The organism is Pseudomonas sp. SG-MS2, from assembly GCF_009933855.1.
GTDB lineage: Bacteria > Pseudomonadota > Gammaproteobacteria > Pseudomonadales > Pseudomonadaceae > Aquipseudomonas > Aquipseudomonas putida_E.
The window spans coordinates 1-819 of the sequence record NZ_MOMO01000139.1 but is presented as its reverse complement, the minus strand read 5'-3'; the positions used below and the strand labels follow the sequence as shown (position 1 = coordinate 819).

Here is an 819-nt window from a genome sequence, read left to right as displayed (position 1 = left end):
CTGCTTACCCCGCCATGCCGCCTCGTATCCGCTTCCTGTTCGTCAGGCCAGCGATTTGCCTCGGGCTTCCTTCAGACTCGCAGTCGCCCGCGAAACCCTTGCCTCTAGCTAGCACTTCCCCTTGCCGGGTGTGCGGGGGACTTTCACCCCTGAGTGAGCGCGCCCTGCCGGGCGCACTGAAAAAAAAAAGCCCGCTCGAAGCGGGCATGTTCAATGCGCTAGTCAGTTTGGCTGTACCCCTTTGATCAGCTGAAGACGCATCGGGTAACCCTGACCGGGCTGTACGACAGTTTCGGACTCAACTGTCTGAAGCACTTTGCCGTCAGCGTCCTTGGTGACTGCAATAGTCTTGCTGTACGAGCTCTGAACAACGCAGCCACTCAAAGCAGCGCTGGCAGCAATGACTGACATAAAAATCAGGTGTTTCATGCGGGCTTCTATCCTTAGGAAAATTGCGGCGCACAATATAGCAATGAGCCACCATCCAGAAAAGGGATTCCCGTACCTTTGAAGAAGGGCTCTGATCCGTTCCGGCAGCCCTCCCGCTAGCGGCGGCATGCACCGGCCTTGGTATCGGGATTAAATCGGGCACAACGAAAAAGCCCCTGAAAACTTATCGTTTTCAGGGGCTTTTTCTACCACGGAAGAATATTCACGCCCGGCACGCCTACGGTCCTACACATTCAACTCCGATTTTTCCCATTCCCTGTAGTCCATTTCCGAATTATATTGCCGGCGCTGCTAACCCATTGCGAGCGCTCGGATTGCGGCCTAGTCTCGGTTCGTCGTTGACACCTCAGCGACCGGCTTTGACAGGCT

At 55.6% G+C, this 819-nt stretch carries 1 protein-coding gene; it reads right to left on the bottom strand.

The window, feature by feature from the left end:
* Positions 1–222 precede the first annotated feature (222 nt).
* Positions 223–429, bottom strand: coding sequence for a hypothetical protein (locus BLX42_RS12075; RefSeq protein ID WP_119687634.1), 207 nt, complete (start codon positions 427–429; stop codon positions 223–225).
* Positions 430–819 lie beyond the last annotated feature (390 nt).